The 23,235-nt window shown below is 67.9% G+C and carries 18 protein-coding genes and 1 pseudogene; 10 read left to right on the top strand and 9 right to left on the bottom strand.

Features of this window, described 5'->3' with window-relative positions; genetic code table 11:
* The first annotated feature begins 52 nt into the window (after positions 1-52).
* Positions 53-940: a pyridoxal 5'-phosphate synthase lyase subunit PdxS gene (gene pdxS, locus G6N64_RS07615; RefSeq protein ID WP_163796324.1), complete on the top strand. Its 888-nt coding sequence runs from the start codon at positions 53-55 to the stop codon at positions 938-940.
* Positions 941-1,040: 100 nt separating this feature from the next.
* Here the strand turns inward: pdxS and G6N64_RS07610 are convergent, their stop codons facing one another.
* Genes G6N64_RS07610 through G6N64_RS07600 form a run of 3 tightly spaced genes read right to left on the bottom strand, consistent with a single transcriptional unit; the run spans position 1,041 to position 7,001 of the window.
* Complete coding sequence (locus G6N64_RS07610) at positions 1,041-3,986, bottom strand: aminotransferase (protein WP_163796322.1); 2,946 nt, start codon at positions 3,984-3,986, stop codon at positions 1,041-1,043.
* The gene (locus tag G6N64_RS07605) at positions 3,983-5,326 is read right to left on the bottom strand and encodes an APC family permease (RefSeq protein WP_163796320.1); all 1,344 of its coding nucleotides are present in this window, start codon (positions 5,324-5,326) and stop codon (positions 3,983-3,985) included. Before G6N64_RS07605 ends, G6N64_RS07610 begins: the two co-directional genes overlap by 4 nt.
* A 40-nt stretch (positions 5,327-5,366) precedes the next feature.
* On the bottom strand, positions 5,367-7,001 hold the full coding sequence (locus G6N64_RS07600; RefSeq protein WP_163796318.1) for an amidohydrolase: 1,635 nt from the start codon (positions 6,999-7,001) through the stop codon (positions 5,367-5,369).
* A 289-nt stretch (positions 7,002-7,290) separates the two neighbouring features.
* On the opposite strand from G6N64_RS07600, the gene G6N64_RS07595 reads away from it, so the two are divergent.
* Both G6N64_RS07595 and G6N64_RS07590 read left to right on the top strand, forming a co-directional pair.
* A complete protein-coding gene (locus G6N64_RS07595; RefSeq protein WP_246231212.1) occupies positions 7,291-7,584 on the top strand; it encodes an SDR family oxidoreductase in 294 nt (97 codons plus the stop codon).
* 472 nt (positions 7,585-8,056) lie between these two features.
* Complete coding sequence (locus G6N64_RS07590; protein ID WP_163796317.1) at positions 8,057-9,061, top strand: response regulator transcription factor; 1,005 nt, start codon at positions 8,057-8,059, stop codon at positions 9,059-9,061.
* Between the two features lie 46 nt (positions 9,062-9,107).
* Here G6N64_RS07590 and G6N64_RS07585 read toward each other — a convergent pair whose 3' ends face one another.
* From G6N64_RS07585 to G6N64_RS07575, 4 genes and pseudogenes are all read right to left on the bottom strand, one after another.
* Positions 9,108-9,842 (bottom strand): GntR family transcriptional regulator, encoded by a 735-nt coding sequence (locus G6N64_RS07585; RefSeq protein ID WP_246231012.1) that lies wholly within the window; start codon positions 9,840-9,842, stop codon positions 9,108-9,110.
* Positions 9,843-10,140: 298 nt separating this feature from the next.
* Entirely contained in the window at positions 10,141-10,515 is a 375-nt protein-coding gene (locus tag G6N64_RS30615) for an alpha/beta hydrolase (protein WP_308206609.1), read from the bottom strand.
* Positions 10,516-10,528: 13 nt separating this feature from the next.
* Positions 10,529-10,777, bottom strand: a pseudogene (locus tag G6N64_RS30610) (alpha/beta hydrolase); the annotation flags it as partial.
* Positions 10,778-11,211: 434 nt separating this feature from the next.
* On the bottom strand, positions 11,212-12,042 hold the full coding sequence (locus tag G6N64_RS07575) for an arylamine N-acetyltransferase family protein (RefSeq protein WP_163796316.1): 831 nt from the start codon (positions 12,040-12,042) through the stop codon (positions 11,212-11,214).
* A gap of 104 nt (positions 12,043-12,146) precedes the next feature.
* On the opposite strand from G6N64_RS07575, the gene G6N64_RS07570 reads away from it, so the two are divergent.
* The 4 genes from G6N64_RS07570 to G6N64_RS07555 all read left to right on the top strand — a co-directional run bounded on the left by G6N64_RS07570 (position 12,147) and on the right by G6N64_RS07555 (position 16,361).
* Complete coding sequence (locus G6N64_RS07570) at positions 12,147-12,626, top strand: hypothetical protein (RefSeq protein ID WP_163796315.1); 480 nt, start codon at positions 12,147-12,149, stop codon at positions 12,624-12,626.
* 157 nt (positions 12,627-12,783) lie between these two features.
* Positions 12,784-13,524, top strand: a complete 741-nt coding sequence (locus G6N64_RS07565) for a 1-acyl-sn-glycerol-3-phosphate acyltransferase (protein WP_163801507.1) — start codon at positions 12,784-12,786, stop codon at positions 13,522-13,524.
* 1 nt (position 13,525) lies between these two features.
* A complete protein-coding gene (fadD12, locus tag G6N64_RS07560; protein ID WP_163796314.1) occupies positions 13,526-15,148 on the top strand; it encodes an acyl-CoA ligase FadD12 in 1,623 nt (540 codons plus the stop codon).
* Entirely contained in the window at positions 15,138-16,361 is a 1,224-nt protein-coding gene (locus tag G6N64_RS07555; RefSeq protein WP_163801506.1) for an alpha/beta hydrolase, read from the top strand. The genes fadD12 and G6N64_RS07555 overlap by 11 nt, the downstream gene beginning before the upstream one ends.
* On the opposite strand, the gene G6N64_RS07550 is transcribed toward G6N64_RS07555, so the two are convergent.
* Entirely contained in the window at positions 16,358-17,776 is a 1,419-nt protein-coding gene (locus G6N64_RS07550) for a WS/DGAT/MGAT family O-acyltransferase (protein WP_163796313.1), read from the bottom strand. The genes G6N64_RS07555 and G6N64_RS07550 overlap by 4 nt on opposite strands.
* 70 nt (positions 17,777-17,846) lie before the next feature.
* Positions 17,847-19,070 carry an alpha/beta hydrolase gene (locus tag G6N64_RS07545; RefSeq protein ID WP_163796312.1) on the bottom strand — a complete coding sequence of 408 codons (1,224 nt, stop codon included), beginning with the start codon at positions 19,068-19,070 and terminating at the stop codon, positions 17,847-17,849.
* A 132-nt stretch (positions 19,071-19,202) separates the two neighbouring features.
* Here G6N64_RS07545 and G6N64_RS07540 point away from each other — a divergent pair, with 132 nt between their 5' ends.
* The 3 genes from G6N64_RS07540 (at position 19,203) to G6N64_RS07530 (ending at position 23,176) form a co-directional block, all read left to right on the top strand.
* Positions 19,203-21,371, top strand: coding sequence for an acyl-CoA dehydrogenase family protein (locus G6N64_RS07540; protein ID WP_163796311.1), 2,169 nt, complete (start codon positions 19,203-19,205; stop codon positions 21,369-21,371).
* A 145-nt stretch (positions 21,372-21,516) separates the two neighbouring features.
* Complete coding sequence (locus G6N64_RS07535; protein ID WP_163796310.1) at positions 21,517-22,818, top strand: septum formation family protein; 1,302 nt, start codon at positions 21,517-21,519, stop codon at positions 22,816-22,818.
* 121 nt (positions 22,819-22,939) lie between these two features.
* The gene (locus G6N64_RS07530; protein WP_163796309.1) at positions 22,940-23,176 is read left to right on the top strand and encodes a hypothetical protein; all 237 of its coding nucleotides are present in this window, start codon (positions 22,940-22,942) and stop codon (positions 23,174-23,176) included.
* The last annotated feature ends 59 nt before the right edge of the window (positions 23,177-23,235 follow it).

Genomic DNA, 23,235 nt, shown 5'->3' with positions numbered 1-23,235 from the left:
TCCGTCGAACGGAAGCCCAGCTGCTGACACGGCTGCACGAGAGACGTCGAACATGACGACGTCGGTGGGCACCGCGCGGGTGAAGCGCGGGATGGCCGAGATGCTCAAGGGCGGCGTCATCATGGACGTCGTCACACCGGAGCAGGCGCGCATCGCCGAGGGTGCAGGAGCGGTCGCGGTGATGGCGCTCGAACGTGTGCCGGCCGACATCCGGGCCCAGGGTGGGGTGTCGCGGATGAGTGATCCGGACATGATCGAGGGCATCGTCTCGGCGGTGACCATTCCGGTGATGGCCAAGGCGCGTATCGGGCACTTCGTGGAGGCGCAGATCCTGCAGAGCCTCGGGGTGGACTACGTCGACGAGTCCGAGGTGCTGACACCGGCCGACTATGCCAACCACATCGACAAGTGGAAGTTCACCGTCCCCTTCGTGTGTGGCGCGACGAACCTGGGTGAGGCGCTGCGGCGTCTGACAGAGGGCGCGGCGATGATCCGCTCCAAGGGTGAGGCCGGTACGGGTGACGTGTCGAACGCGACGACGCACATGCGCAAGATCGGTGGGGAGATCCGCCGGCTGACCTCGCTGTCAGAGGACGAGTTGTTCGTCACCGCAAAGGAACTGCAAGCACCCCATGACTTGGTGGTGGAGGTGGCCCGGGCCGGGAAGCTGCCGGTGACGCTGTTCACCGCCGGCGGCATCGCCACCCCGGCCGATGCGGCGATGATGATGCAGCTCGGCGCCGAGGGTGTGTTCGTCGGCTCCGGCATCTTCAAGTCCGGGGATCCGGCGGCGCGGGCCGCCGCAATCGTGAAGGCGACCACCTTTTACGACGATCCCGACGTGCTGGCCAAGGTGTCGCGCGGGCTCGGCGAGGCGATGGTCGGCATCAACGTAGAGGATGTGCCGCAGCCTCACCGGCTGGCCGAACGCGGCTGGTAGGACGCGCTCGGACTATCCGCCAAGCCGGTGGTGAAGATCGCTACGCCGTCGTCGCGACCGCGAGCCAACGGCCTGCTGATCCGACCCGCGAACGGGTCGTCTACCAGCCTTCGGTCAAGACGCTGTCGAGCGCATCCACGAAGTAGTCCGCACCCGTCTGGTCCAAGCACAGTGGCGGCTTCACCTTCAGCACGCACATCCGATCGCCCGTGGGCTGGATGACCACGCCCTTGTCCAACATCCGTTCGCAAATCGCCAGTGTCTCCTCGGTGGCAGGCTCCAGAGTGTCTCGGTCCCGTACCAACTCGACGCCGAGATACAGACCGTGCCCATGGACCGTGCCGATGATCGAGTGCCGTTCCGCGAGTTCCAGCAGACGCCCCACGAGGTGCCCGCCGACACGACGGGCGTTGCCCTGCAGGTCCTCGTCCTCGAGGATGTCCAGGACCGTGCTCCCGACCACGCACGACGCGGGGCTGCCACCGGCCGAGGAGAAGAAGTAGCCCTGGGATCGATAGGCCTCGGCGATGACCTTCGTGGTCGCCACGATCCCAAGCGGATACCCGTTGCCCACCGCCTTCGCCACCGAGACGACGTCGGGCACCACGTCCTGCTGCTCGAAACCCCAGAACCACTGTCCCAGACGGCCGTATCCAACTTGGACCTCGTCGGCGATCGCCAGTCCCCCGACGTCGCGAATCGCGGCGTAGACCTGCTTCAGGTACCCGTCGGGAAGGGCCATTCCGCCGGCATTCCCGTAGACGGGTTCGGCGATGAACCCCGCGAGGTCTACGCCGTCGGCGGCCAGTTTGCCGATGTCTGCAACGGCATCCCGCGCGTACTGGTGCGCTTGCGCCCCCCGGTATCGCCCGCGATAGGAGTTGGCGGATTCCACTGTGTGGACCCACCCGGGACGGGTCGTTAGGGCGTTGGGGTTGTCCGCCGTCGACGTGGAGACCGCATCGGTGAGGTAGGTCCAGCCGTGATAGGCCTCCCCCATCGAGACGAGGTGCTGCCGGCCGGTGGTGCCCAGCGCCAGTCGCATCGCGAGGTCACCCGCCTCCGAGCCCGAGTTGACCAGGAAGATCTGATCGAGCGATGGTGGCAGCCGAGCGGCGATCTTCGCGGTGAACTCGGCGATGGCCGAGTAGTTGAACCGCGAGTTCGTATTGAGTAGTTCGTATTGGCGGCCGACGGCATCTGACAACCGAGGATGCGAATGACCAAGCAATGCAACATTGTTGACCATGTCCAAATACGATCTGCCGTCGGTGGACAGCAAGTGATGCCGCCAGCCCCGCTCGATCCGGGGCGGGCTGACGTAATAGTGCTCCTGCACGTCAGCCAGGTACCGGCCGCGGCGTTCGAGTAGTTCAGCACTCGATTCGGGTGTGTCGCCGTCGGGGGCGCTGAGCAGCGCTGCGGGATCGGCGGTGAGGGCCAGCCAGCCTGGGCCATAGCGCGGGGCGACGAACGGAGGCACAGCCGGACCGTCCGCGCGGCGCACCTGAACGCGGATTCGGCGTACTGCTGCGACCGTCGTCAGTGCCGAACCTGCCGTCACCTCGCCGATCTGCAGTCCCTGAAGGGCTGCGTCGTCCTCGGCGTCGAGTGTGACGTCGAGGACGACGTCGTCGTCTGCGGCGGACAGGGTGAAGCCGTGATCGGTCCTTCGAGTGACGCCCGCCCACGGCGCGCGCAGCGCGGTTGCCTCGAAGAACCATGCGTCGCAAAAGGTCGGCAACGTGGCGGGTTCGGTATCCCGGAGGGGTGCAGCCTGATCTAGGCGGGGTTGTGCGTACGCACTCACCGCGACACTCGCCCCCGTCGCGCGTGCGGCGCCCAGTGCCCTCTCGATGGCATCCGGGTGCAGCCAGGCACCGCGGTCCCACACCGGTGCGGTGGTCGAGAGGTCCAGCACCGCGGGTTGCCCGGCGACGAGTGGAACGTAGTCGTCCGGGAGCGTCACCCCACCGGGTCGCGGCAGCGATAGCGCGTCGCAAATCAGGGTGGACATCACCTCGATGGGCACCGCCACCGCCGTGTCGAACATCCGCCACTCGTCGTGCAGCCCGGTGACGGCATATTCGTTGTCCGGCTCGATGCTGACCTGCATCGTGCCGTTGAGGACCAGGATCGCCGCGCGGATCACGACCAACGGCCAGACTGCCTGGGCTTCGGCGGTCGACAACGGTCGCACCGCGTGGAAGCCCGTCACGGTTGGGAGCGCCGACAGTGCGTCCGCACCGGGATGGTGCAGGACTGACGTTGCCGTACAAGCGAGTTCGGCGACGGCCCACGTTCGGCACAGGTCGCCGAAGTCCAGGATGCCGTCATAGCGGCGTGGGTCACCCGGCTCGGCTATCAGGTTGGAGTTGGTCAAGTCGAGGTGTACGGCTTGACGCGGGAGTTCCCCGCCGAGCCGTTCCAGGATCTTCCACGCCCGGGCCACGACGTGAAGAAGCTGGTCACGGCGACCCTCGTCGTCCTGATAGGAGATGAGTTTCTCCGTCACGGCGGGAACGTGTTGTGGATCCCAGGCCAGCGTGCGGTCGAGTCCGGGATGGTCGAACGAGCGCAGCGCTCTGCTGACGCGACCACACACATCACCCATCTGCCGGGCGACGTCGGCTCCTAGATACGTGTCGGCCTCGACTGTGGGACCGGGCAGATAGCGGAGAACACGCGCGATGAGCGACGTTCCGTCCGAGTGCCGGACGGTTCTGTGTGTCCGCCCGTCGACGCCGGGGAGTGCTGTGGCCAGTCGCAACTGGGGTTCGGCTGCCTGCACGAGCTGGACGGCGTCATCTTGCGCTCGCACCTCGGCTTCAGAGAACACCGGGTTCGCGATCTTGAGGACCCCGATGCGCCGGCCGTCGTCGGTCGTGAGCATGAAGTTCTGGTCCTGCTGGCTGCCGAGCGACTCGGCGATCACCGGGTGGCCGAAGTGTTGCGCCCCGAGACTCTCCGCCTCCGCGTCGCTGATGCGGAGGGCGGCGATCTCCGGCCGTGCGAAGAAATCGTAGCCAATCGTTTTGTTGCTCAAGGTGTTACGACCCTGTCATCGTCGTGGGGAGTCAATGGTGAGTGCTCGGCGTCGAACTGTATCTCTGGTGGGGCCTTGCGGAAGCCTCGGGTGATGCCGGCGAGGTACAGGACGCCCACGACGATCCAGACGAGTCCGACGATGAAGCCCAGACGAGACAGGCTGAACCACAGGTAGAAGGTGAGCAGAAACCCGATCGCGGGCGCGAGCCCGTACCGGAACAGATGCCACGGAGTGCGTTCGGTGGCGTCGACGAGGAAGAGCTTGATGACCGCCAGGTTGACGACCGAGAATGCGGCCAGCGCACCGAAACTCACGATCGAGGCCAGGGTCCCTAGGTCGGCTACCAACGCCATCAAGGAGATGACTCCGACGAACGCGATCGCACCGACCGGGGTCTGGAACCTGCGGCTGAGCCGACCGAACAACCTTCGCGGCAACACGCCATCTCGGCCCATCGCATACAGAATCCTCGTAACGCCAACCTGAGAGGCCAGGGCCGAGGCCACACACGCGGCCATGTAACTGAAGAGGAAGAACGTCTGAAGCCACTGCCCGGCGGTCATGCCCATGATCTCGATTGCCGCGGAGTCTGGATCCACGATCGCAGACGGATCGCGCTGCACCAGTGTCGCCAGATAGGACACCGCGATGAAGATGAGCCCGGCGATGGCGACGGTCAGCATGATTGCTCGCGGCACCGTGCGGCGCGGGTCCCGCGCTTCTTCGGACATCGTCGAGATGGCGTCGAAGCCAAGGAAACTCAACGCGAGCGTTGCGGCTCCCGTGAACAACGTCGCCGCGGCGACACCTTGGTCGTAGATGGGCTGCAGGAGCGAGACACCCGGGTTCTCGACGACGTGCTTGACCGCAAGGATCGCGAACACCAACGCGAACAGCATCTGTAGCCCCACCATGACCAGATTCGCGTTGCGCACCACCGTGATGCCCACGACGCTGAGAACCGTGACGACGCCGATCCCCAAGAGTGAGTACAGCCAGATGGGCACCGCCGGGTATTCAGCGTGCAGATAGATGCCGATGAGGAGGTAGTTCGTGAGGGGTAGCAAGAGGTAGTCCAGCAGCAGCGCCCAGCCGGTGACGAAGCCGACGTTCCCGCCGAAGGCCCGCCGGGAGTAGGTGTACGCGCCACCGGCGACCGGGTAGGCCCTGACCAGGACCGCGTAGCTGCCCGCCGTGAAGAGCACCGCCAACAGCGTGATCAGATACGCGGTCGCCACATGGCCTGACGTCGATTCATTCACGACACCGTAAGTCGTGAACACTGCCAGCGGCGCCGTGTAGGCCAATCCGAAGATGACCAGTCCGGGCACGCCCATGACCCGCCGCAATGTAGGGACGGACGAGGTGGGTGAGGGTTCAGACACGAGTACGCTCCATCTGCGCCTGCAGGGTGCTGGACGTCGAATTCAATTGGTAAGTGGGGATTCCCGCGACCCAGGTGCCGAGAACCGATATCGAACTCAGGTCGCTTACGGGTGACTGCCGCGGGTCGGCCGACAGCCACACCAGGTCCGCCTCGAAGCCGTCGTTCAACACACCGCGGCTGGTCTCCGCGCCGGCTTGATAGGCGACGCCGCGGGTGACGATGTCGAGTGCGTCGACGATGTCTATGCGTTCCTCCGGCATCCAACCACCGTGTGGGGTGCCGTCTTGGCGTGCCCGGGTGACGGCCGTCTGCAGAGCCGGTAGGACGTCTGCACTGGTGACGGGCCAGTCACTGCCGAAGCTCATCGGTGCGCCGGACCTCAAGACCGAGCCGATGCGGTACTGCCGGTGGCCTCGCTCGTGCCCCAACCGCGGGAGCGTCAATTGCTGCATGACGTCATCCGTGGTGGCCCACAATGGCTGGAAGCACGCGATGACACCGAGGTCGGCAAACCTGGGCAGGTCATCGTCGTCGACGAGTTGGGCATGGGCGATGACCGGGCGCCGGTCCCGAGGACCGTTGACGGCTTGGATGTGCTCCACGGCGTCGAGGGCAGAGCGGGCTCCCGCGTCACCGATGGCGTGCAGGTGCAATTCGAAGCCGAGCTCGTCGACGAACGCCGCGGCAGCCAGGAGCTCGTCGTGCTGCCACACCTTCATGCCACGGGTGCACGCATCGGCATAGTCGTGAAGCAGGTGCGCGGTGTGGTTCTCGATGATTCCGTCGACGAAGAACTTGATGGTGTTGCACGTGAGATGGGGTGCGGCACGGATACGATCGCGTTGCCCGGCAATCTGGTAGCGCTGTTCGGCCCACCGCAGCGGGTCCGCCCGCAGCGCTAGATCGGCGCGGCATCGGAGCACGCCCCGCTGGGCAGCCGCCAGCCAGATCTCGATGTCGTCCGGATCCACCCACGCGTCCTGGAACCAGGCGATGCCACGGCCGGCGAGGTGTCCCGTGGCGTACTCCAACGCTTCGACCCCTTGATCGAGACTGGGCGCCGGAGCGACCCGTAGCGCAAGGTCTACCGCACCCCACTCCAGAAGCGTGCCCAGCGGCTGACCGTCGTCCCGCCGCGGGATCTCGCCGACGTCGGGCTGCGGAGTGTCCTCGTCGATGCCGGCGAGTTCGAGCGCCCGCGTGTTGCACCACACCGAGTGGTAGTCCCACGCCCGCAGCATCACCGGGCGATCGGGCACCACGGCGTCGAGCCAGCGAGCGTCGAACAACCCAGACGGGGTGAGGGTGGCGTCGTAACTAGCAGCCACGATCCACTCGTCGTCGGGGTGGTCCTGCGCCCACGCCTGTACCCGTTCGACGATCTCGGACACGTCGCGCGCATCCCGAATCGCCGGTCCCTGCTGTTCCAGGCCCGCAAGAATGGGGTGTGCGTGACCGTCACCGAAGGCGGGCGCCAAGAGTCCGCCGTTCAGGTCGACGGAGACGTCCGGGCTCACATCCTCGTCCCACGGCGCGATGCGACCGTCGACGACCAGGAGCCGATCCGTGTCCGGAAGGCCATTGCCCCTCCACACGGTTCCGTTGCGGAACGCCATTACGCCCATCGGTCAACCCCTCGGTCGTTGCAACATTGGTCACCAATTAAACAAATTCTGATCGGCATACCGTATATGCCGGAGGCCGCACGCGCCATAGGGACGCCAACCGAACGGTCGAGCGGTCACGTTGTTGTCCGTAATTGGTCACCCATCGACCGATCAGCGCACCCGTGATTCGGTCCCGATCGTCCATTCGCGGATACGGCCGGGTGGTCAACGTGTCCTCGGTATCGGGACCGCTGTGCGCTGCCCCAGGAGACGGGCCTATCACGCGGCCAAGGCGGGTTCGGTGGGCATGACCCGGTCAGTCGCCATCGACTACGCCGGGGCCGGCATCACCTGCAACGCCGTAGCGCCTGGGTGGATCGTGACGGAATCGACCACCGAGGACGAGCTGGCAGCAGGTGCTTCCTGCCCGCTCGGCAGATCCGGAACGGCGGATGAGGTGGCGCACTCCATCCTGATGCTGACCGCCAGGGCGGCTTCCTACATCACGGGCCAATGCCTCGTGGTCGACGGCGGTAACTCGATTCAGGAAGATCACGGGTTGCAGAGGCGCGTCGGCGTCATCCCGGCACGGTCGGCGTGAAAGAGCCGTCCGCCCAATGGATTCCAATGGGGCGCGGCCGCCAGAACGCACGGCTACGTCCCAAAGGCGGGTCGGCGTCCTGACCGATCCGCGTCGCCAGGCAAATTCACCGCAACGGCTTCACCGCTTCCCGGCTTCACGGCGTCCGAACGGGATCGAACGAGGTTCGGAGCATTCCGGACTGGCGACGCCCTCAGAGATGGCATCGAACCGATGTCGCGATTGCCCGGGGATGTCGACGCTTTCGGGACGCCCGTCGGATCTGTTGCGGGGTCGGCCGTGCTGTCGCACAATGGCATCACCATCACCACGTTTGTCCAGCGCTTTCCCAGACTTCGAATTGCTGGCCGAACACCTGAACTCGGGGCGCAATCGACGACGACGGCGCTAGAATAGGTGGCGGCTGACCGCGTCGCCCCTTCCTCTCGGGTTCAGCCTCTTCACAACCTCATCCGAGATGAGAGGTCGTCGAGTGCCCCTTCACTACGACACGGAAAGCGACGTCCACCTGACCGGGCCGGACGTGGATCTCATTGCGGACTGCGCCTACAGCGCCGGCAGTGAGGAACGCGGTCCGGCCGGCGCGTACATCCTCGAACGGCTGGGCGGCATCGTGCACGCCGATGCGGCGGCGATCCTCGGGTGGAACCCCGTCGCCCGTCACCATGTGCTCGTGAGCAACGTCGAATACGCACCATCGACGCTGCTAGGCCTGAGCGAGCCCTACACAGACACCGATCCGCACCACGAGATGCTCGCGTGCAAGCAGCCGCTGCGCTTCGCGGACCTACCCTACGACTACCGCACGACCGAGTTCTACGAAGACGTCATCGGTCCCGCTGGCTTTCAGGACGGCATGACGACGTGCCTGTTCGGTCAAAGCGGGGACTACGTGGGCATGGTCCACATGTCGTCGGACACGCGGGGGACGTTCGACCGGAGGCATTCGCTTCTACTCAAGGCCATCGCTCCAAGCATCGGGCGGTTGTGCTCCCCGGTGCGTCCCCGGCTGACGGCCGACACGTCGTCCCTTGCCTACATGGACGGCACCGGCCGCAGTCACGCCTGGGGACGGTGTCCCGCACCCGGGGTCTGCGACGAGCCCGAGTTCATCCTCGCCACCGCCCGCTTCTTGAGTAGCGGCAGGGAGTCCGTCATCGGACTATGGCCGACTGCCACGTCCTGGCTGCGGGTGCGCATGGACCGTGTCGACGAACCCCTCTGGGGGTCAGGGATTGTCGCTTTGGTCGCCACGACTCCGACGCAGGTTCCCTACGGTTTGACCGGTCGCGAGGTCGACATCCTCACCGGGGTGGCCCACGGCCTGTCGAATCAACAAATAGCTTCGCGCTTTGGGATATCGGTGCGCACCACGACTGCTCACGTCGAGAAGATCTTGCACAAACTTGCCGAACGGTCGCGCACGGGCGCTGCGGTACGCGCCATCGAGGAGGGCCTGGCCCGCCTCATCCCGTGACCACGGCACCCGGCGCCGGGGCGGCAACGCACCGCGGATCGGGACGTCAGTCGCCCCCGACGTGCACGTCTTGCGCGCGCACGATGGCAACTAGCCGTTCACGGTTGGTCTCAACGTGGGTGGTGATGAGTTCTCGAGCACGATCGTGGTCGCGGTCCATCAATGCATGGCGAATTGCTTCGTGTTCGGCCAGCGCTTGAGCGGGGCGGGTCTGCGTCTCACGCTGCGTGGCCTCGAGGATGGCGATGGCGAACGCCATTTCTTGAGCGATGGATCCGAAGAACCGGTCGGCGCGAGGACTAGCCATCAATCCGATCACGGCGGCATGGAATCCGAGATCAGCCTCCACCACCTGCACCGCGTCGAGTTGTTCGCTGGCGGCGCGCAGCCTATCGAAGGCCTCGCTCAACCGTTCGGCGAGCGCATCGTCGGGGGCCGCCGGGTCCGCGGTACACCACCGTTGTGCCGCAGCGGTTTCCAGCACCAGACGCGTGTTGTACAGGTCGCGGATGTCGGCCGCGGAGAAATCGGCCACCTGGGTACCCTTGTGGCGCTGATGTCGGACCAGCCCGAATCCCTCCAAGATTCGCAACGCGTCGCGCACGGTCCGGCGGGATACTTCGAACTGCGCCGCGATGGCCTCTTCGCGCAGGGGCGCGCTGCGTCCGATCGCACCCGTGATGATGGCCTGCCGAATCAGTTCGGCAACCTGCTCTCCGGTGGTCGACCTGCTGGGCAACCCATTCCGAACAGGTGAGTAGTCGCTGGCGACCCGGTCCATGAGCTGACCCCCTTCGCGGTGCGGTGCTCCTGTGGCAGCAAGGCGATTCGCGCCGTACTGTAACCCAGATCGATTTTGTTGCGTAATTGGTCACCAATCTTGACAGGCGCGCCTCACCAGCGATCAGTACGCGGGGGCGAACGAGGCCGCCGTGGTGCTCCACGGTCTGGCACGTCACCTCGTCGCCGTGCCCGCGGCCGAAACCGACGTCCTCGCAGGGTGGTTGGCGGCGACGGCCGGCCTAAAGCTCCCCCGCGGACGGTACGGCGGGACTTGGGGATCTAAATGAGCCCGCCCGTCAGCCCTGGCCCGACACCCAGGTGTCGATACGTTCGGCGACAGCGGCCAATCCCGGCTCAAGCATCATGTTGTGGCCCATGTCGGGGAAGACTTCCGCGTCCGAGCCGTAAGCCTTTGCGGTCGCAGTTATTTCAGCCAGCGTGATGACGGCATCGAGTTGCGCCCCGAGGACCAGAACCGGCGTCGTCACCCTCTCCGGATGTGCGATCGGCCGCAGGGCGTCGTATGCGACCAGTTGGCTGTCGTTGCACAACTTCGCGGAGTATCGGACCACATCGGATTCTGCTGTGGCGCTCGAGAAGAACACCCGGCGGGCGGCGGTCGGCGTGTTGAATCCGTTCACCAAGTCTCCGGTGATTCCGTTGCGCAGCATCAGCCAGGGGTTTTGTGTCGTGAGGCGATTGGTGAAAGCGCGGCTGCCCTTGGACTGAGGTGGACGCCATCAACACCGCTGCAGGGGCGTCGTGACGCTGCAAGTGCTTCTGCACGATGAACCCGCCCATCGAGTGGCCAACCAGCACTGGTTCAGCGGGCAGCTCCGCCACGACGGATCGCACATCGTCGACATAGTCTTCCAACCTGCAGAACCTCAGTCGCTTCGGGGAGGGACTGCCGCCGTGCCCGCGAAGGCTCATTGCCAGTGCGTGGTAACCCTTGTCGGCAAAGAAGTCGAGGAAGTACTCGTCCCAGCATCAAGCTCCGTGGTAAGCGCCATGGACGAACAGCAGAGGTGCAGGGTGCGACGGGGTCGCTGACCCCTTGTCGATGACTTCGAGCATTGCCTACGCCTTCCGTCGGCTTGCTTCGCGAATATCTCTTCAGGGCTCTGCGGGTGGGGGCTCGATTCGACAGTCCGATTGACGAGTTGATTGGTCCTCATCTCTCGGGGCTAGACGCCCCGGTATTTCTTCGGATCAGCCCACGTTGCAGCCGCGGATCACTCCTAGCTGGTTCAGGAAGCCGATGCGCGTCCGCGAGACTGCGTGGTGTCCATTCTCCTGGCTGTAAACCCGAGCCTGTCGAGTGCTCGACGGCGGACACAGCGAACCACCGCCATTCGGGTCACAGCTCAGCCATCCAGCACCTGCGCCACCCGAGCCTCCACCACCCCGCGGTCCCCCAGATCGTCGACGTCGATGCCGAACCGGTCGCCGAGCGTGTCCAGCACCTGCGCGGCGGTGTCGAACCGGACCCTCTCGCTGCCGTCGGCCCGGTGGATCGCGAGGTTGCGGCCGCGCAGGTTGTACCGCGCGTCGTCGGTGACCAGTGCCGCGCTGAGACCGACGACGAAGACCGACCGCGGGTGAGTGGAGACGTACCAGCTGCCCACTTCGAGGTCGATAAGCGGCTGCGGCGCGGTGCCGAACGCGTACAGCGCCTGCCAGTGATCGCGCACCAACGCCTCGAGCAGCAGGTCGTCGCCGTGGGCGCTGATGCGGTACGGCTCGATCCGCGTCTGCTGCACGGGTCCCGCCTCGAGCCGGATCGGCGAGGGCAGCGTCTGGCCGCCGAAGCCGACGTCGACCAGGAACGGGACGTCGTCACCGGGCACGGTCACCGCCAGCACGTTGTGGGTCATCGCCGGCAGCGGCGCGTCGGGCGGTGCCATCCACACGACGCGGCCCGCGAGACGCTCGACGCCGTAGCCCAGCGCCTCGAGCACGTATCCGAGCAGACCGTTGTGCTCGTAGCAGTAGCCCCCGCGCCTGCGGTCCACCATCTTCTCGGCGAGCACGGCAGCGCCGAGGTCGTCGACCGGGACGCCCAGCAGGGGGTCGAGATTCTCGAACGGGATGGTCCGGCCGTGCGCGGTGACGATGGCGTGCAGCGTCACGAGGGTCGGATCGGTGGGACCGGTGTGGCCGATCCGGGCGAGGTACCCAGCGGGGTCGAGCGTCACGGGTCCATCCTGGAACCTCGACCACCGTTGAGGTCAAGCACCTCTGACCAGCGTTGTGACCCGAGCAACTGCGGCGGGGGCCGATAACCAGGACAATGCCCCTCATGACCACACTGACGTGCGCGCTGGTAGTCGCCGCCGCCACCGGCCTGTCCGTCCTCAGCCCCGCCGTCGCGTCCGCGGACACCCCCAGGACCCAGGTCCCGCTGCTGAGCAACTACAAGAGCTGCGACTTCATCCAGCAGGACTTCGTCGACGCGACCGGCTACGCCCGCGGGACCGCCTACCTCAGCACGTCCGGTAACACCGTCTCGGCAGACGTCGACTTCAACACCGCCGTGCCCGACTCGTTCTACGACGTGCGGATCATCCAGACCCCACGCGGCTCGATGGGCTGCGGTCCCGGCGCGCCGGGCGTCGTCACCGGCATCCTTCGCACCGACCCGGGCGGGAGCGGCCGCACCACCGTGTCGGGTCCGATCGACGCCAACGCCACCGGCGCATGGGTGATCGTGACGCGTCCCGCACCCTTCTCGCAGACGCCGGTGGAGTTCTACACGTCGGAGTTCATCGTCAAGGTCTGACGAATCGAACGACATTTGGCCGGGCCCGGCACCCCCGCTAGGATCAGAACTAGAACACGTTCCAATTCCAGCAGGGGGATCCGTGAGCGCGAACGAACCGACCGACCCGACGCCCACCGAGGTGACGAAGTGGGACCCCGGTTTCACTGCGCGGGTGATGGGGGTGCTCCGCCCGCTGATCAAGGGCTATCACCGGGCCGAGGTCCGCGGTCTGGACGACTTCCCCACCGGCGGTGCGCTCGTGGTCGGCAACCACTCCGGCGGCCTGTTCGCGATGGACGTCCCGGTGTTCGCGACCGGCTTCTACGAGCGGTTCGGCTACGACCGGCCGATCTTCACGCTGTCCCACGACATCATGTTCATGGGACCCACCGGCGACTTCTTCCGCCGGACCGGGTTCATCGGCGCGAGCCACGAGAACGCCGACGAGGCATTGCGCTCCGGCGGCGTGGTGGTCGTCTTCCCCGGCGGTGACTACGACGTCTACCGGCCGACCTTCGCGGGGGACAAGATCGACTTCGGCGGCCGGACCGGATACGTCCGGGCCGCGCTCAACGCCGGCGTCCCCATCGTCCCGTCGGTGTCGATCGGCGGGCAGGAGGCGCAACTGTTCCTGTCCCGCGGGGAGTGGATGGCCAAGACCCTGCGTCTCGACAAGCTGCTGCGCGCCAAGATCCTGCCCATCTCGTTCGGCTTCCCGTTCGGATTGTCGGCCGTCCTGCCGGTCAACCTGCCGCTGCCCACCAAGATCGTCACCCAGGTGCTCCCCGCCATCGACGTCGTCGCCGAGTTCGGCGAGGACCCCGACGTCGACGAGGTCGACGCGCACGTGCGGCACGTCATGCAGCGCGCACTCGACCACCTCGCCAGAGAACGACGACTGCCGGTGATCGGCTGACATGGCCTTCGTCGACCGCGTGGGAGCCACCCTCGGACTGGTGACGACCATGGCGCGCGCCGGCGTCATCGCGCCGATGCGGCCGGACAGGTACGTCCGGGTCGCGGCGGCAATGGCACGCGAGAACATGGGCGTCACATCGGGATTCGCGGCCGCCGCGCAGCGCTGCCCCGACCGCGCAGGACTGATCGACGAGATCGGCACGCTCACCTGGCGCGAGATCGACCGGCGCACCGACGCCTTGGCCGCCGCACTGCAGGAGCTGGGCGCTCCCCGTGTCATCGGGATCATGGCGCGCAACCACCGCGGCTTCGTCGAGTCGCTGATCGCCGCCAACCGCATCGGCGCCGACGTCCTGCTGCTCAACACGTCGTTCGCCGGACCGGCCCTCGCCGAGGTCGTGACCCGCGAGGGTGCCGACGCGGTGATCTACGACGAGGAGTTCACCGCCACGGTGGACCGTGCGCTGGCCGACTCGCCCGACACGACCCGGATCGTCGCCTGGACCGACGGTGGTGCCGACCTGACCGTCGAGGGTCTCATCAGAAGCCATCTCGGCGATCAGCCCGAGCGATCGTCGACCAAGAGCCGCACCATCCTGCTCACGTCCGGAACCACCGGAACCCCCAAGGGCGCCAGCCACTCCGGCGGCGGGCCCGACACCCTCAAGGCCATCCTGGACCGCACGCCGTGGCACGCGGAAGAGACGACGGTCATCGTCGCGCCGATGTTCCACGCCTGGGGCTTCTCGCAATTGGCGTTCGCGGCGTCGCTGGCCTGCACCATCGTCACGCGCCGCAAGTTCGACCCCGAGGCCACCCTCGCGCTCGTCGACACCCACCGCGCCACCGGACTGTGCGTCGTCCCCGTCATGTTCGACCGGATCATGGACCTGCCCGACGCCGTGCGCGCCCGCTACAGCGGACGCACTCTCCGCTTCGCCGCCGCCTCGGGATCACGCATGCGCCCCGACGTGGTAACCGCCTTCATGGACCAGTTCGGCGACGTCGTCTACAACAACTACAACGCCACCGAGGCCGGCATGATCGCCACCGCGACACCGGCCGACCTGCGTGCCGCGCCCGACACCGCGGGCCGGCCCGCCGAGGGGACCGACGTCAGGATCCTCGACCCGGAGTTCCGCGAACTCCAGACCGGCGAGGTGGGCACGATCTACGTGCGCAACTCGACGCAGTTCGACGGCTACACGTCGGGCGCCACCAAGGACTTCCACGAGGACTACATGTCCTCGGGCGACGTCGGCTACCTCGACGACACGGGCCGGTTGTTCGTGGTCGGCCGCGACGACGAGATGATCGTCTCCGGCGGCGAGAACGTGTACCCGATCGAGGTGGAGAAGACGCTGGCCGCGCACCCCGAGGTCGCCGAGGCGGCGGTACTCGGCGTCGACGACGCCGAGTACGGGCAGCGCCTCGCGGCATTCGTGGTCCTGACAGACGGCTCGTCGGCCGGGGTCGACGACCTCAAGGCACACGTCCGCGAGAATCTGGCGAACTACAAGGTGCCGAGGAGCATCACGGTGCTGGAAGGTTTGCCGCGGGGCAGCACTGGCAAGATCCTTCGGCGTGAACTCTCCGAACTGGCTACGCGCGATGCGCCGTAGGCGGCGCTTCCCCGTCGTCCGCGCCACCGCCGAGGTACTCAACGCCGCCAACGCGGTGCAACCGCTCGGCCGCGAGGGTTACGTCACGATTCCCGTGTTCTTCCTCGGCTGGCCTACCGGCGAGGCTGCCCCGGTGATCGCGGGCGCCTCGATGCTCGACGCGCTGCGCCGGGGAATCCGCGGTGACTTCCGCGGGACCGAGGGACGAATCGCATTGGGGCTGACGGCCGCGTCCTGGGCTCTGCTGGGCTACGTGTACGCCCGGAACAAGCGGTCTCGACCGGCGTTCGAGGAACCGTTGCGCAAGGCCCTCGGCGACGACTACGTCACCGTCGCCAAGGCAGAGCGGCGTCGCAGGCCCGGTGGCGTCCTGCGCACGTCGTGGTCGCGCCGGGCGTACGTCAAGAAGACCGACGTCGTCCGCTACGGGCCGCACCGCGCCAACGTCGCCGACATCTGGCACCGGTCGGACCTGCCCCTCGACGGCAAGGCACCCGTGCTGCTGCAGGTCCCCGGCGGCGCATGGGCGATCGGCATGCGCCGCCCGCAGGCCTACCCGCTCATGGGCCACCTCGCCGACCGCGGTTGGATCTGCGTGTCGATGGCCTACCGGATCAGCCCGCGGCACACGTGGCCCGCGCACATCATCGACGTCAAGCGAGCCCTGGCGTGGGTCAAGGAGAACATCGCCGACTACGGCGGTGATCCCGAGTCGATCTCGATCACCGGCGGGTCGGCGGGCGGTCACCTCTGCGCCCTCACCGCGCTGACGCCGAACGAACCCCAGTGGCAGCCGGGATTCGAGGACGCCGACACCTCCGTCTCGTGCGCCGTGCCCATCTACGGCCGCTACGACTGGTTCACCAGCAAGGGATCCGGGCGACCCGAGTTCATCTCGATCCTGCAAAAGTTCATCGTCAAGCGGCCGTTCGCCGAGGCGCGCAACCTGTATCTCGAGGCGTCACCGATCACGAAGGTCCGCGCGGATGCGCCGCCGTTCTTCGTGCTGCACGGCGAGGACGACTCGATCATCCCCGTGCAGGAGGGGCGCGACTTCGCCGCCGCACTCTCAGCGGTGTCGAAGAACCCCGTCGTCTACGCCGAGATCCCGCACGCGCAGCACGCGTTCGACTTCTTCGGCTCACCGCACGGCGACTACACCGCCCAGGCGGTCGGCCGGTTCCTGGACTGGGTGCGCGCGAAGCGCGACTAGGGAGCCATGACGTTGTCGGGCACCACAAGATCCGCGGAAAGTCCTGCTGCCGAGCGGATCTCGACGAACGCGCGGGTCATCGCGTCGGTCAGCTCGTGGGGGTCCTCGAGCGTCGCACCGTCGGACAGCACCGACACGTTCAGCTGGTCGACGTAGCTCCACACCGTGATGTTCAGCCCGCTGCCGGTGGTGAGCGGACCCACCGAGTAGATCTCGGTGACCAGAGCGCCACCCACCCGACCGTGTTCGCGAGGACCGGGGACGTTGGAGATGGGCAGGTTCAGCACCTTGTTCTGCCCGTCCTTCTCCGCGAGCCAGCCGAACAGCCGTTCCGCCGGGGCCGGCGGGAAGTACGCCGACCACCGGCTGACGAGTTCCGGCCCCATGAGGTGGTGCGTCTCCTTGGCCTCGACGGCCGCGTCGTGCACGGCTCGGACGCGCTCGAGGGGGTCGGCGAGCTCGATGGGGACCACCATCATCACGCCGGTGAAGTAGTTGCCCGAGACACGATCTCGGGAGAAGTCGAAGCTCACCGGAACCGACGCCAGCAGCGGGTGGTCGGCGTGGTGGTCGTACTTCAGCGACAGTTCGCGTAGCGCGCCCGCGGAGATCGCCAGCACCATGTCGTTGATCGTCACGCCGAGGTGCTTCGCCGTCTCCTTGACGTCGGCGAGTCCCAGTGTGGCCGTGGCGAATTTGCGGGTGGCGTCGACGCGGTGGTTCATGAACGACGGCGGCGGGGTGAACGGACGCGTCAGTTCGGGGGACAGCTTCTTCGAACTCTTGCGGACCCTGCCGATGCCCTCGGCGGTGTAGCGCATGACGCCGGGGAGACGCTGGATCTGCCGGAGGTGGTCGACGAAGGCGGAGCGCACCAGTTCGGTCCTGGCCGGCGCCGGATCCGTTGCGTACGAATCGCGGTCGGCCTGCGGGCTGGTCTCGAGGTCCATGCCTCGTGCAAGGAGATTCGCCGACGCCACGCCGTCGGCGAGGGCGTGATGGATCTTGCCGAGGACGGCGATCCGGCCGTTGGCGAGACCCTCGATGAAGTACATCTCCCACAGCGGCCTGCTGCGGTCCAGCGGGGTGCTGGCGATCTCACCGATGGCCTCGTCGAGTTCGCGTCGGCCGCCCGGACTCGCGACGCGCCAGGGCCGTACGTGATAGTCGAGGTCGACCTCGCAGTTCTCCCGCCACATCGGGTGGTGGAACTTGAAGGGGATGTCGACGAGTTCGTAGCGGAACGGGTCGAGCTTGTAGAGCCTGCCGTGGATCACCTGGCGGAACTCGTCGACGCCGAACTGCCGGCCGTCGAGTTGCGAGATGTCGATCACGGCGAGCTTCAGGGTGTGCATGTGCACCGTGGGGGTCTCGGTGTACAGCAGCACCGCGTCCCACCCGCTGAGCCTCTTCACCGGAACACCTCCACCGACGGGCGCGTACGCCTCCCGCGCGGCTGCGCGAGGACGATTCCAGACGCGGTGGCTATATAACCTGCTTGGAGCCCATCACCGTATGGTTTCGGTGAACCTGGTTGAGGAACAACCCGATTGCGCGGGCCATCGGCCCGGTGCGGGCGCCGTCGGTCATGTCGAAGCCGTGTCCGGCGCCGGGCAGTTCGACGTAGCTGACCACCGAACGCGACACCCGCTTGAGCTTCTCGACGAAGTCGCGGGCCTGTTTGACCGGGATGACGGTGTCGCCGGATCCGTGGATCACGAGGAACGGCGGGGCATCCGGCCGTACCTGGGCCAGTGGGGACGCCTTCCGGAACAACTCCGGGTGCCTGTCGATTTTGCGCTTCACGACGACGCGTTCGAGGAAGTCGACGAACCGTGCCCGCTCGACCGTCGACCGGTCCTCCCAGCAGTAGCGGCCGTAGATGCCGATCACCGCGTCGACCGAGGTGTCCGATCCCTCGGGCAGCTCGTCCTGCATCTCCGGGTCGTTCGGGGTGAGGCCGGCAAGCGCGGCGAGGTGTCCACCGGCCGACGTGCCCGCGATCGCGACGAAGTTCCTGTCGCCACCGAACTTGTCGACGTTGGCGCGCGCCCAGGCGATCGCCGTCTTGACGTCGGTGATGTGCTGCGGCCACCGGTTGTTCGGCGCGACGCGGTAGTCGATGGACAGGCACACCCAGCCCATCTCGGCGAGGTGGGACATCAGCGCGTAGCCCTGCAGGATCCGGCTGCCGTGCACCCACGCGCCGCCCGGCACGAAGATCAGCACGGGGGCGGGCTGGGCGGGCAGTTCCCGGGGCCGCCAGACGTCGAGGAGCTGCGAGGGATGGTCGCCGTACCGCACCGACGAGCGGTAGACGTTGCGGCGGTGCGCATGCGCCTTCCACACCGGCGGGGTGCCGTCGGGGGCGGGCCACTCCTCGTCGAGGGTGTCGGCATGAACGACCCCGCGCAGCGCGGTCTGGGCCACGGCGCTCGCGGCGTCACGGTCCTTCCTGCGCAGCTCGGCGGCTCCGGGGGCCAGCATCGACTTGGCCGCGGCACCGATCAGCTCGGGCGCCTGCCGCATGCCCCAGATGGTCATCGCGGTCATGCCGCCCAGCGGTTCGAGGTGCTTGCCGACCACGGGCAGTGAGGCTGCGCCGACGCTCATCGCCAGCAGGCGGTCCGACGGGCTCGCGGTCATCAGCCAACGCAGCCGCGTCGTCATCGTTGGGCCTGGATACCGGACGTCCGGTCGAGCCGTCATCGGGCGACTGTATACCCGCCACCTGGGCTGAAGCGACAGATGAGCGATTCTGTCTACACATGACGATTCGGTCATTTGTTCGTGATCCACATCACATGCGCTGACCAGGCCTTCGGTGGTTGAGTCGAGGTCGTGGCCACCTCCGCGCTCGCGCTCACCGACGACCATCGCGCCCTCGCCGAATCGGCGTCCGGCCAGCTCAGACGCCTCGACGTCCGAGCGCTCGGACGCGACACGCTGGAGTCGGGTTCGCGCCATCCCGCCCAGCTGTGGACGGCGGCCACCGACCTCGGGTGGCAGGGCCTGGCGATCCCGGAGGAACACGGTGGCGCAGGCTTCGGCCTCGCCGAACTCGCCGTCGTCCTCGAGGTGCTCGGCCGCGAACTGGCGCCGGGCCCGTTCTTGCCGACGGTCGCGGCGGCCGTCGTGATCGACCGGTGCGGATCGGACGACGTCCGCGCCGACCTGCTTCCCGGCCTCGCCGACGGATCCACCGTGGCCGCCGTGGGCCTGGGCGGATCGGTGGTGCTCGGACGGGACCTGGTGGCCTCCGGTGAGGTCCCTGCGGTGCTGGGGGCACCCGACGCCGCGATGCTGGTGCTGGTCAGCGGTGACGACGTGCTGATCCTCGATGCCGGCGGGGACGGCGTGACCGTCACCCCGACGGACGCCCTGGACACCACCCGCAGCATGGGGACGGTCACGGTGCACGACGTCACGGTGGACGAGACGCGGGTGCTACGCGGCGCAGCCCGGCGTGCCCGCACGGCGTTCCGCACGCTGGCGGCCGCGGAGGCGGTGGGGATCAGCTGGGCCACGTTGGACACGGCCGTCGAGTACGCGAAGGTCCGCGAGCAGTTCGGCCGGACCATCGGCACGTTCCAGGCCGTCAAGCACCACGCCGCCAACATGCTCGTCGACGCCGAGCAGACCACGGCGGCGACGTGGGACGCGGCCCGCGCCGACGACCTGGACGGCGCGTGGTTCCCCGCCGCCGTCGCCGCATCCCACGCGATCCGTACACAGGTCTCCAACGCGCAGATGAATATTCAGCTGCACGGCGGTATCGGCTTCACGTGGGAGCACGACGCGCACCTGTATCTGCGGCGAGCCCGCACCCTGGCGGCGGTGACCGCCGACGGCGGCGACCCCCTCGTCGACGTGGTGGAGGCGCAACGACGCGGCCAGGCCCGCGGTGCGGTGTTCACGTTGCCGGAGGAGGCCGAGGTGCACCGGGCGGCCGCCCGCGAGGCCGTCGCCACCGTGCTCGGGCTGCCCGCGGACCGGCGCCGCGACTTCCTGGTGGAGTCCGGCTACCTCGTGCCGCACTGGCCCAAGCCCTGGGGACGCGAGGCCGGTGTCCTCGAGCAGTTGGTGATCGAGGAGGAGTTCGCCTCGGTGGAGCGACCCGACATGGGCATCACGGGGTGGGTCACGCTGACCATCGCCCAGGCGGGCAACGACGACCAGCGGGAGCGCTGGGTGGAGCCCGTGCTGCGCGGCGAGGTGATGTGGTGCCAGCTGTTCTCCGAGCCCGGCGCGGGGTCCGACGCGGCGGCGGTGCGGACGGCGGCGAAGCGGGTCGACGGCGGATGGCGCATCACGGGCCAGAAGGTGTGGACCAGCCTCGCGCACCAGTGCCAATGGGGGCTCGCCACGGTGCGGACCAATCCCGACGCACCGAAGCACGCCGGCGTCACGATGATGGCGATCGACATGTCCGCCGACGGCGTGACCGTCAACCCCCTGCGCGGACTGACCGGCCACTCGCACTTCAACGAGGTGTTCTTCGACGACGTGTTCGTCCCCGACGGCGACGTTGTCGGTGACGTCGACAAGGGCTGGCTGGTGGCCCGCGCGACGCTGGGCAACGAGCGGATCTCGATCGGCGGGGGCTCGTCGGCGCCCACCGGCTTCGGCCCGGACGACCTGGTCGCGCTGCTCGACGCCGCGTCCCCCGAGGTGGCCGCCGCGCACGTGCGGCGGGCCGGTGAGGCCATCGCCGAGGGACACACACTGCGGCTGCTGAACCTGCGACGCGTCACGAGGGCGATCACGGGCGCCGAACCGGGACCCGAGGGCAACGTCACGAAGCTCCTGGTCGCCGAGCAGTGCCAGCACCTGACCGAGGTCGGCATGGACCTGGCCGCGGCCGCGGCGGTGGCGGGGCTGACCCCGCAGCTCACGCTCGCCTACATGGGCAACCGCGGGATGACGATCGCCGGCGGCACCTCCGAGATCACGCGCAACACGATCGCGGAACGGATCCTCGGTCTGCCGCGCGATCCGCTGCTGAAGTAACGATCCAGCGCCAACCAAAGCACGATGCGGCGTCCTCGCGTAGCGGGGCCGTTTCAGCTGTGCCAGGCTCTGAAGTCGTGGCTGGCACACCCCGTTGCCCGGCCGCCGAATGCGGCGTCCGGGCTGAATCACTACGGTCGCGCCGGTGAAGGACTCAGACCTCGACACCGCGCTGGCCGCGCTGGCGCGCCGGCGGGACGAGGCGGCGAGCGGTTCCGGCGCCTCCCGGTGTCCCTCACCCACCACGCGGACCAACCGGCGGGCGGCGATCGGTCTGCTGCTCATCGGCCTGCTGGTCGGCGGCACGCTGCAGCTGACGGCGCCCGACTCGATCATCCGCGACGCGAACAAGGACAGCCGCGCGGCCAAGGTCTTCGCCAACTCCGAGCCCGGGACCTGCCTCAGCTGGCCTGCCGACGAGCCCGAGAAGCCGTCGTTCGTGCAGTGCAGCAGCGACCATCTGTTCGAGGTCGCCAAGTCCGTCGACATGGACGCCTTCGCCGAGCCGTGCCAGCGCGCGGTCAGCGAGTACCTGGGACCCCGATACGACCCGAACAGCCGGTTCACCAGCAGCGTGCTCTGGGCCGGTGACGCCGCCGCCGCTCCCGCCGACCGCAAGCTGCTGTGCGGACTGCAACTGCTGGGCGCCGGCGCGAAGCCCATGCCGTTCACGGGTCTGGTCGCCGAACTCGACCAGTCGAAGGTGTGGCCGACGGGCACGTGCCTCGGCGTCGATGGTGCGACCACCCGCCCCACTGACGAGATCGTCGACTGCGCCCAGCCGCACGCCGCCGAGGTGGCGGGGGCAGTGAGCCTCGCTCAGCGCTTCCCGACCACGCCTCCCACCGAGGCCGATCAGGACGCGTTCCTCCGCGACGAGTGCACCCGGCTCGCGGAGGGATACCTGGCGCCGGGTGGGTTGCAGGCCGCCGGTCTGGTGCCCGAGTACACCGCGCTCGCGAGGACGAGCTGGGCGGCGGGCAGCCGTCAGGTGTCGTGCAACGTGGCGCCGCCCGCCGGCCCGGAGTGGAAGCCGTTGCTGGGCAGGGTCGGTCGTTTGCAGAGTGACGTGCCGGCGCCGGCTGCGCCCGCACCTGCCGCGCCGTCGCCCGTGCCTGCCGCACCGGCACCTGCGCCGGCCCCGGTCGTGGCGCCGCCCCCGCCCGTGTACACCGAACCGCTCGCGCCGGCGCCGACCGCGGGACCGGCGGAACCCATTGCGCCGCCGCCGACTTCCCCGCCGCCGAGCACGACCGAGACCAGTCCGCCCTCGGAGCCCGCCCCGCCGCCACCCAGCTCGCCGCCGCCGTCGCCTACCTCCTCGGAGCCGCCGCTCGGCCCCCCGCCCGGTCCCGCCCCCGGCGAGGTCCCCCCGGAGGCACCGCCCGCCAACGTCCTCGAGATCCCGGGGCTGGCGCCCATCACGCTGCCCGCCCCACCCCCGTAGCCCGGTTGCCTTCCTCGGCGAGCGTGCGTGTCTGCGGGCGACACGCCGGGGTGGAAGCTGAGTTCGCGCACGCTCGCGGGACGCTCGGTTGGACGGTCGCCCGATGAAGGGTTTACGGTTCGTGCGTCGCGTGGATGGTCTGGCGTATGTGTTCGTCCGAGATGGCGAGTTGGACGGCTATCCCGACTACAAGCGCATCGACGGCGACGTCTGGTGCCGTCGGCTCCCCGACTTCGGCTGGGCGGTGTGCGACGGAAGCGGCGCAGTGTCCGGCCGCCCGTTCGAAGACGCGGGATCCGGTGACGTTCCGCCGGTGGGTGTATGGGTCAGTTACAAGGGCGATTGGTCGTACGTGTAAGCCTTGGTGCGAGTGGACGACGCCTGAGTCTCGGGATCTGCGCGAGCGTTCCGCGAGCG

It is taken from the genome of Mycolicibacterium sediminis (assembly GCF_010731735.1).
Lineage (GTDB): Bacteria > Actinomycetota > Actinomycetes > Mycobacteriales > Mycobacteriaceae > Mycobacterium > Mycobacterium sediminis.
This window is presented reverse-complemented; position numbering and strand designations above follow the sequence as displayed.

What these genes read in the sequence shown, in the direction of transcription:
- G6N64_RS07555 (WP_163801506.1), top strand. Translation starts at nt 15,138, where the DNA reads ATGCGCCGTAGGCGGCGCTTCCCCGTCGTCCGCGCCACCGCCGAGGTA.
- fadD12 (WP_163796314.1), top strand. Translation starts at nt 13,526, where the DNA reads ATGGCCTTCGTCGACCGCGTGGGAGCCACCCTCGGACTGGTGACGACC.
- G6N64_RS07605 (WP_163796320.1), bottom strand. Translation starts at nt 5,326, where the DNA reads ATGGGCGTGCCCGGACTGGTCATCTTCGGATTGGCCTACACGGCGCCG.
- G6N64_RS07545 (WP_163796312.1), bottom strand. Translation starts at nt 19,070, where the DNA reads ATGACGGCTCGACCGGACGTCCGGTATCCAGGCCCAACGATGACGACG.
- G6N64_RS07565 (WP_163801507.1), top strand. Translation starts at nt 12,784, where the DNA reads ATGGGGGTGCTCCGCCCGCTGATCAAGGGCTATCACCGGGCCGAGGTC.
- pdxS (WP_163796324.1), top strand. Translation starts at nt 53, where the DNA reads ATGACGACGTCGGTGGGCACCGCGCGGGTGAAGCGCGGGATGGCCGAG.
- G6N64_RS07595 (WP_246231212.1), top strand. Translation starts at nt 7,291, where the DNA reads ATGACCCGGTCAGTCGCCATCGACTACGCCGGGGCCGGCATCACCTGC.
- G6N64_RS07600 (WP_163796318.1), bottom strand. Translation starts at nt 7,001, where the DNA reads ATGGGCGTAATGGCGTTCCGCAACGGAACCGTGTGGAGGGGCAATGGC.
- G6N64_RS07585 (WP_246231012.1), bottom strand. Translation starts at nt 9,842, where the DNA reads ATGGACCGGGTCGCCAGCGACTACTCACCTGTTCGGAATGGGTTGCCC.
- G6N64_RS30615 (WP_308206609.1), bottom strand. Translation starts at nt 10,515, where the DNA reads ATGCTGCGCAACGGAATCACCGGAGACTTGGTGAACGGATTCAACACG.
- G6N64_RS07570 (WP_163796315.1), top strand. Translation starts at nt 12,147, where the DNA reads ATGACCACACTGACGTGCGCGCTGGTAGTCGCCGCCGCCACCGGCCTG.